The sequence below is a fragment of the Streptomyces sp. MMG1533 genome (assembly GCF_001279775.1).
In the GTDB taxonomy this organism is placed as follows: domain Bacteria; phylum Actinomycetota; class Actinomycetes; order Streptomycetales; family Streptomycetaceae; genus Streptomyces.
The window spans coordinates 1-7417 of record NZ_LGDG01000059.1 but is presented as its reverse complement, the minus strand read 5'-3'; the positions used below and the strand labels follow the sequence as shown (position 1 = coordinate 7417).

Here is a 7417-nt window from a genome sequence, read left to right as displayed (position 1 = left end):
CGCATCGGTCGGATAGAAGCGGTACTTGAACGCCCGCTTCACATGGTTCGCACTCACACTCACAAACTAGTGCAGCCACAGGTAAAGATCGAATCTGCCAGTCAGAGCACTACGAACCGCCCCGGCGGCGAATCGCAGCTCGTTGCCCTGCTCCGCAGGAGTCCGATTCCTCTCCGCCCTGAACGGCGGAGTATCCACGGAGATACCGGATGAATACCTGGTGGCTCATGTTGATCAGCCTGTCCAGGAGCGATGCTGTCCCTTCCCTCATGACGTCGATAAGGTCAGGCGAGCGGCGGACCGTCCGGGCGGGCCGGACCCGTGTCCTCACCTGCGGAGACAGGTTGTCGATGCATCTACATCCAGGCGAGACCGAGGCCGTTGGCTGGCGGGTGGTGACCGTGCTCGACGCCGTCCGGCAGCTGCGCGATGCATCACCCGACGTCACCGGACGTCCGCGGGTGATCGCGATCGACGGCCGGGGCGGCGCCGGCAAGACGGCCCTTGCCGAGCGGCTGTGCAAGGTGGTGCCCAACTCCGCCATCGTGCACACCGACGACATCGCCTGGAACCACGCCTACTTCGACTGGGGCGCCGTGCTCGTCGAGAACATCCTGCAACCCCTGCACGGGGGTGAGGCCGTGGACTTCCGCCCTGATGCCTGGATCACCCACGACCGGCCCGGATCGATCACCATCCCCGCCGGTGCCGACCTCATCTGGGTCGAGGGCACCGGCATCATCCGCGAAGAGCTAGCCCCGTGGTTGGACGCCTCGGTGTGGATGCAGGGTGACCTCGCCGAGCAGGAGCGCTTGTTGGTCGTCCGCGACGGTGACTCCCCCGAGCAGTTGGAGCACGTGGCGAACTGGCTGCTGGAGGAAGCGCCGTTCATGTTACGAGAACAGCCGTGGGCCCGAGCCACCATGATCGTCGCCGGTCCTCCGCAGATCGACCACGACCCGGACGCCGAGTTGGTCGTCGCCCCGCCGACCAGTCCTTAGGTCGGCCGACCCACCCGCAGAAGCTCCCTCACCCCACCCGTACGGTCAGCCCGTCGATCAGACAGTTCGTCGGCCGGCTGCCGGTCAGTCAGCGGGCAGGCCGAACCAGCGGAGGAGTACGGGTCGTGCGTCGTCGGGGGCGTCCTCGGGGCCGCGGGCATAGCGCGCGAGCAGGGCCAGATAGTCATCATGGAACGCGTCAAGCTCACCCTTCGTGAGGTGGATGAGGCTGCGTGAACCGCGCATCCAGCCTTCGGACTCCGCCTGTCCGGCGGTGAACTGCCGGGCGAGTTCGACGTCCTCCTCCATCCTCATCCGGTCCAGCTCGGCCGACATGGCGCGCTCGGCTTCCGTCAGCTCATCCTGCGGCGGTCTGCGGATGTCGAGGCCGCGCACCCCGCGCCACCAGCGCTCACGCCCCGTGGAGCGCTCGGGGATGTCCTCGATGAGGCCGCTGCGTTCCAGCATGCGCAGGTGGTAGCTGAGCGTCCCGGTGTTCTCGCCGAGGGCGGCGGCCAGCGTGGTCGAGGTGGCCGGGCCCGCCGCGCCGAGGTGACGCAGGATGCGCAGGCGCAGGGGATGTGCGAGGGCCTTGAGCACCTCGGGGCTGTCGACCGTGCGCCGCCCTGCGGCCTCCGCTCTCCGCTCTTTCGTCATGGCGGCAGTCTATCCCGATCGCAGCAATTTTTCTGCAGAGGTTTCTCTGCAGAGAAATATCTGCAATGCTGTGGCGTATGACGCCGAAACGAGTGACCTTGCCTCGCACAACCCGCCGCTTCACAAGTGCTGCTGCGGGGGCACTACTTGTTGGACTCGCACTGGGCCCCACACCCGCGCACGGAGCTGAACGGGCAGCGAATCTGCCCGAGTTCGACTTCTCCGCCTGCCCGACCGTCGATGAGCTGCCCGCGGGCGCGGATCCCGGGACCTGGCGCTGCGAGGTCATGCACGCCACGGGGCATCTGCACATGGGCGCCGTCGACGAGCCGATCACCGAACCTATGAAGATCACCTTTGCGGAAGGCCGTGTGGACGGTGAATTCCGCCAGGTCTTCGGGGAGATGACCGCTGCGCCAATCCCGCTGGGACGCACCCCGTTGACCCTGACTCCGCGGTACGGCGGCTACTCGGACTTCCTGTCCGACGACACCCGGCGCGGCGAGTTCGACATCAAGTTCGCCATAGGCTCGGCGCACGGGCTGTCGGCCCTGCCGTCGTCGGGCTGCTCGGTGGGCAGCGATGAGGACGCGGTCCACCTCGTGCTCAAAGACACCGAACCCACCCGGGTGGTGTCCAAAGACCCCCTGGTCGTCGCCTTCGGTGCCCAGGACACGGAGTTCGCCGCCCCGGGCAGCAGTGGCTGCGGCCCCCTGAGCCGCGCGCTCGACCGCACCCTGGGCCTGCCGTCCGTGGCGGGGGTGAACGCCTTCGACATGAATGTCACGGTGGCCATCCAGCCCTACGTGTAGGCCAAATTTTACCGAGAGCACCGTCGCCGACGGCGAGGACGGGAGCGCGGATGCCGCGTCGCCGGCAGTCCCGCAGCAGGCTCGCCCAGGACGGTGACGATTCACGGTCGCCGTCCGCCATCGCGATCAATTCCTTGGCACCGTCCGCGAGCCCGCCCATCACCACGAGTACGACAGCTTTCTCGCCGCCATCGAATTCAGGCGACCACCTATGAAACGGCGCCCCGGGCAGCGTTGATGTCGGATGCCCCTACGCGGCTCAGGAGGTCTGGGTGTGGTGGTCCAGCAAGCGAGTGAGCAACTGCACGAACTGGTCGCGTTCGGCCGGACAAAGTGGCGCGAGCAGTTCGTCATGGAGGTCGTCCAGGACCTTGTCGAGGAGGCGTAGGTGGCGGCGGCCCTGGGTGGAGATCACGATGATGTTGCGGCGCCGGTCACCGGGATCCGGTGCCCGCTCGACAAGGTCACGCTCGACCAGTTCGTTGAGCACGCCGACCATGTCGCTGCGGTAGATGCCGGAGCGCCTGCTCAGCTCCGCCTGGCTGCCCGGCCCGTACTCCTGCAGTGAGGCGAGCACGGCGTAGTGCCACTTTCGGGCGTTGACCTGCGCCAGCCCCTCGGTGATCAGCCGGTCCGACCGCGTGGTCAGCTGCGACAACAGTCGGCTCGCCCGCCGACGCAGCCTGTCGGGCGTCTTGAGCGCGCCGTCGTCGGGCACGTCCGCCGCTTCGGCTCTGATCATGGCGCCTATCCTAATCCATTGCGTTAGTCCCACTAACGATGTACGTTCACTCGCGCCGAAAACGTTAGTGCGACCAACGTTTATCGAGTGAACTCCAAGGAAGGAAGCTTTTGCCCACCAAGTCCCTGCAGATCCCCACCACGGACGGCCAGGCCGACGCCTTCGCCGCCTTCCCCGACCACGGCGAGCGGCACCCGGGGGTGCTGATGTACGCGGACGGCTTCGGCATCCGGCCCGTGCTGCGGGAGATGGCCCGCGAACTTGCCGGGCACGGGTACTACGTGCTCGTCCCCAACCTCTTCTACCGGCACGGCCCGGCACCGGTGATCGAACTTCCCGAGCACATCGGAGAAGAGGTCCGGCCCGCGATCATGGCCCAGCTGATGCCCTTGATCGAGGCGCACACCGCCGAACGTGTCCTGAGCGACGCCGACGCCTACCTCAGGTTCCTCACCACCCAGCCCGAGGTCGGCGCCGGGCCGGTCGCGGTGACCGGCTACTGCATAGGCGGCCTCCTGGCGATGCGCACCGCCGCGGCCCACCCCGGCCAGGTGGCCGCCGTCGCCGGATTCCACGGCCCCGTGGGCGCCGACGGGCCCGACAGCCTGCACCGCCTCCTGTCCAAGCTCACCGCCCAGGTCCACTTCGGCCACGCCGAAACCGACATGACGCCCGAGGCCCTCGGCGAGCTCAACAAGGCGCTGGATGCCGCAGGTGTCGTCCACACCTCCGAGATCTACCCCGGCACCGTGCACGGCTTCACCATGTCCGACACCGACGCCTTCAACCCCTCCGCACTGCAGCGCCACTGGGACCGCCTGCTCCCCCTCCTCGGCCGTGCCCTGGCCAACAGCTGACGCTCCGGCCCGGGAACCAGACCCGCGCGGTCACGTCGCACCTGAGACTCCAGCCCTTCTCTCGGCCGGGATGAGGGGGCTCTCACCTTCGCAGGAGCTTTGGCTCGGTTGCGTGCGGGCCACTCCTGGGCAGTGTCTGGGCTGATCAGCCCCGGTTCTTCAGCGCCTCGGCAACCTGGCGCACGTCAAGGCGTCCGACGACGACGTCGCTGACCAACACGATCCGCACCCCGATACGCCAGCCAACACACTCCCCCACGGAAGCAAAACAGGGCTCACGCACGCTCTTGGCGGCGAACAGGTACAACTCGTCGACGCCCGAGGCAGGACGCACCATGGAACGGACGCCACGCCTCGGGCGTCGGACCTTCCCATCTGGAAGGCCGCGCGATTCCCTCGTGCTGAAGAACCACCGGAGGGGACCGCACCAACTCCCGCCCAGCCAGCCCGTGCTGGGCGGGCCACCCCCAACAAAGCCCGGTATTTCCCAAGGAAGACCCGAGCGGCCTTCGGGTGTACGTAACCAGGGAGCGCGAATCCTGCCGCCAACCGTCGCCGGACGGAGAGTCAGCTTCCTACAACGTCAGAGCTCCGAGCCTGTAATAGCCATCCACAGCTCCACGTTGGAGAGCATCAGCCGGCCCGGCCGCTGCGTGCCGGTGTCCGGGACGACCGCCCGGACCACGGGCTGGTCGCCCTTCTCGACGGTCACCTTCGTACCGTCGAACGTGGGTGACTTGTCAGCCACGACCGATCGCAGCTTCGCTGCGGCGCGGTCGGCGGTTGCCTCATCCTTGGCAACAAGGCACAGGACCTCGGTGTTCTTGGCGAGGGAGGCAGCCTGCTGGCCGAGGGCGGAGAGGCGTACCGGCTTGGCGGAGGTGAGCGGAAGGAAGTCGGCGCGGTAGACGTCGCCCAGACACTCGGTAACGCGCTGGTACTCCTTCTTGTCGGCCAGTGAGGCGCCGTCTTTCGGGGTGACTGCCGCCATGGAGGCTTCGCCCTGGACGTAGGAGATCTCGTCGTCGGAGATCTTGAAGGACATCCCGTTGCTGCCGGAGTCCGTCCACGTCTCGCCGTCTCCGCTCTGCTTGTATCCGTTCGACTTCAGCGACGTGGTGATGGCCGCCGCATCGAACGAACCGTCCCAGCGGCCGGCGCTCTTGGTGTCGACAGCGGTGTCGATCTGAGTCACCTTCAATGCCTCGCCCCACGGCCCGGGCTCGTACGAGTTCAGCAGGCTGCTGGCCGGCTGACCGATGGAGCCGAGCCCCTTCTCATCGCCCTTGCTCAGCTCACGCGCCTTCGCCGCGTCGAGGTAGGTCACCTGGTTCGCGCTGCTGTCGTCAGCCAGGGCGCCGAGCCCCTCCAACACTTTGGAATCGCTGCCGGCCTGGCCGGAATCGGCCGAACAGCCGGTGCCGACAGCCAGGAGGACGGCGAGAGCAGTGGCGCCGAGGACGGACCTGCGCGCTGTTGTGGGCATGGCGAGGAAGCCTACCGGCGTGATCCGGAGAGTCCGAATCCGCGGGGCCCAAGCATCAGTCGAATACTCCAGTCACAACCAGCACCCCGGCGCTATGGGCGGGTGAGGTGAACCTCGGGCGTGAGCGCGGTCCAGGCGACGAGTGTGGCCGATTCTTCTGCTAGCTTGATCTTTAACCTGTGCGGCGGGGTCGTGGGGTGGTCGACTTCTTGGTCCGGGACGTGGCGCTGCCCGTCTTGCGGGGTGTGTGGACGTCGTGGCGTGGGGTCGGCCGGGTGTTCTTCCGGCCTGGTGGTCGTCCGGGTCCGGGGTGGGTGGGTTTCGGTGCCTGGGCCGGGCAGGTGGCTGTCGGGCGGATGTGCCGGAAGTCGCGGCGGACACGTGCGGGCGTCAGTCTGTCTGCGGGAACCGGCCTTTCCCATGGTCGGCGCCGGTCGGCCGCCAGCGGCCGGGCCAGTCGCAGTTGGGTGTAGGCGGCGAGGATCAGCCAGGTCCAGCGATCGGCCGCCTCGGGGGTGCGGATCTTCGGGCAGGTCCAGCCCAGGGTCTGCTTGAACAGGCGGAAGGTGTGCTCGATGTCAAAGCGCCGCAGGTATGCCTGCCAGAGCCGTTCGGCGTCCGCTGCGTCTGCGTCGGTGCCTGACCACCACAGCCAGACCGGCTTCGGGGTGGCGCCGCTAGGCAGATGCTCGATGTCCAGACGGATCACGGTCCCCTCGACGATCGGGAGGGTGGCGTCGGCCACGGCCCAGGACGAGCGGTGGGTGAGCTTGGGGTGGAGACGGTCCCAGGAGCGGGCGAGGGCGGTGCCGTAGAGGCGGGTGACGGTTTCGGTGTCCGGGGTGCCCCAGGTGTCGGGCTGTCCGAAGACGAATTCGCCGCCGTGCCGGGGCGGCCGGCCCCTGGTGTGAGGCTGCCGTGGTGGTGCGGGCCTGCGCAGGACGCGGTCCGAGCGCATCCGGGCCAGCACCTGCACCGGCAGATCCCGCAGGAGGTGAGCCAGGCGGGGCGCGTCGTATCCCGCGTCCGCGACCACGAGGACGTCCGGGTCACCGCTCTGCCACTGGCCTGCGGCGATCAGCCGCTCGACCAGGTCGCGCAGCTGCCGGGCGGTGACGGTGGCGGTGTCGTCCCCGGGCGTCAGACGAAGCGCGTCCAGCGGTGCGGTCCACGAACTGCGGCCGGGCTGGAGCGCACAGACAATCGAGTAGGGCCAGCCGGGAACGGGGATGTGCTGGTCCTTGCCCCGGCCGTAGGTGTGACACAGGATCCGCTGCGGTGAGGTGTGAGCGTGGGGCCGCAGCCAGCATGTGACGTCGACGGCTAGGACCAGCCGGCCGTCGAGGGCTCGCGGCAGCGGCACCGAGGCCAGGGCCTGCCGCATCCGGTCCGCGTCGACCCGGCCCTGGGCGAGCGCGGCGTAGAGCCCTCCGTGCCCGCGGCGGTGTTCACCCACCAACGACAGCTCGGCCAGCGACCTCACCGGCCCGTCACCGCACAGAACCGCATCCGCCAGCTCGAACAGAGCATCCGAACGAGCGGTGAGACAGGAGTAGAACTCGCCACGGAAGCGTGACAGTTCCTCCAACGGCTCTCGCCGGACATCGTCATGCAGCAGACTCATCCTCACGGCCTTCGTACTGGACGTGTGTGTTCCTTGGTCGGAACACATGATCCAGACGAAGGCCGCTTCCACGTACGGCGGTTACCGAACCGAGTGATCAAGTACGACGCACCGTTCGACGCCGCACGTTAAAGATCAAGCTAGAAGGCTGATGAAGATCTTGGGGTTCTGGCCCTGCCGCGTGAGCGGCAGGGCCAGACTCGTTGTGTGGCGATGGGTGAGTGGGTCGGCGAGATGG

Annotated in this window: 8 protein-coding genes and 1 pseudogene; 3 read left to right on the top strand and 6 right to left on the bottom strand. The window is 67.8% G+C overall.

Translation table 11 applies throughout. The annotated features are described in order from the left end of the window. Positions 1 to 350: 350 nt before the first annotated feature. The gene (locus ADK57_RS09680) at positions 351 to 1001 is read left to right on the top strand and encodes a hypothetical protein (RefSeq protein WP_053748969.1); all 651 of its coding nucleotides are present in this window, start codon (positions 351 to 353) and stop codon (positions 999 to 1001) included. Between the two features lie 84 nt (positions 1002 to 1085). Here the strand turns inward: ADK57_RS09680 and ADK57_RS09675 are convergent, their stop codons facing one another. Next, positions 1086 to 1658, bottom strand: coding sequence for an ArsR/SmtB family transcription factor (locus ADK57_RS09675; protein WP_053748968.1), 573 nt, complete (start codon positions 1656 to 1658; stop codon positions 1086 to 1088). Between the two features lie 311 nt (positions 1659 to 1969). Between ADK57_RS09675 and ADK57_RS09670 the strand changes: the two genes are divergently transcribed. Then, the gene (locus ADK57_RS09670; RefSeq protein ID WP_234390085.1) at positions 1970 to 2470 is read left to right on the top strand and encodes a hypothetical protein; all 501 of its coding nucleotides are present in this window, start codon (positions 1970 to 1972) and stop codon (positions 2468 to 2470) included. Here the strand turns inward: ADK57_RS09670 and ADK57_RS47150 are convergent. Together ADK57_RS47150 and ADK57_RS09665 are read right to left on the bottom strand one after the other, a co-directional pair. After that, positions 2448 to 2654, bottom strand: a pseudogene (locus ADK57_RS47150) (transposase); the annotation flags it as partial. The gene ADK57_RS09670 and the pseudogene ADK57_RS47150 sit on opposite strands and share 23 nt — an antisense overlap. Before the next feature lie 75 nt (positions 2655 to 2729). Next, complete coding sequence (locus ADK57_RS09665) at positions 2730 to 3212, bottom strand: MarR family winged helix-turn-helix transcriptional regulator (RefSeq protein ID WP_053748966.1); 483 nt, start codon at positions 3210 to 3212, stop codon at positions 2730 to 2732. A 110-nt stretch (positions 3213 to 3322) separates the two neighbouring features. On the opposite strand from ADK57_RS09665, the gene ADK57_RS09660 reads away from it, so the two are divergent. After that, a complete protein-coding gene (locus ADK57_RS09660; RefSeq protein ID WP_053748965.1) occupies positions 3323 to 4069 on the top strand; it encodes a dienelactone hydrolase family protein in 747 nt (248 codons plus the stop codon). Positions 4070 to 4214: 145 nt separating this feature from the next. Here ADK57_RS09660 and ADK57_RS09655 read toward each other — a convergent pair whose 3' ends face one another. From ADK57_RS09655 to ADK57_RS09645, 3 genes are all read right to left on the bottom strand, one after another. After that, a complete protein-coding gene (locus ADK57_RS09655) occupies positions 4215 to 4406 on the bottom strand; it encodes a hypothetical protein (protein ID WP_053748964.1) in 192 nt (63 codons plus the stop codon). A gap of 246 nt (positions 4407 to 4652) precedes the next feature. Then, positions 4653 to 5555, bottom strand: a complete 903-nt coding sequence (locus ADK57_RS09650; RefSeq protein ID WP_053748963.1) for a hypothetical protein — start codon at positions 5553 to 5555, stop codon at positions 4653 to 4655. Positions 5556 to 5727: 172 nt separating this feature from the next. Then, the gene (locus tag ADK57_RS09645) at positions 5728 to 7179 is read right to left on the bottom strand and encodes an NF041680 family putative transposase (protein ID WP_053748962.1); all 1452 of its coding nucleotides are present in this window, start codon (positions 7177 to 7179) and stop codon (positions 5728 to 5730) included. Between the last annotated feature and the right edge of the window lie 238 nt (positions 7180 to 7417).

Coding starts and splice junctions, on each gene's coding strand:
- ADK57_RS09680 (WP_053748969.1), top strand. CDS start 351: ATGCATCTACATCCAGGCGAGACCGAGGCCGTTGGCTGGCGGGTGGTG.
- ADK57_RS09655 (WP_053748964.1), bottom strand. CDS start 4,406: ATGGTGCGTCCTGCCTCGGGCGTCGACGAGTTGTACCTGTTCGCCGCC.
- ADK57_RS09670 (WP_234390085.1), top strand. CDS start 1,970: ATGGGCGCCGTCGACGAGCCGATCACCGAACCTATGAAGATCACCTTT.
- ADK57_RS09665 (WP_053748966.1), bottom strand. CDS start 3,212: ATGATCAGAGCCGAAGCGGCGGACGTGCCCGACGACGGCGCGCTCAAG.
- ADK57_RS09650 (WP_053748963.1), bottom strand. CDS start 5,555: ATGCCCACAACAGCGCGCAGGTCCGTCCTCGGCGCCACTGCTCTCGCC.
- ADK57_RS09675 (WP_053748968.1), bottom strand. CDS start 1,658: ATGACGAAAGAGCGGAGAGCGGAGGCCGCAGGGCGGCGCACGGTCGAC.
- ADK57_RS09645 (WP_053748962.1), bottom strand. CDS start 7,179: ATGAGTCTGCTGCATGACGATGTCCGGCGAGAGCCGTTGGAGGAACTG.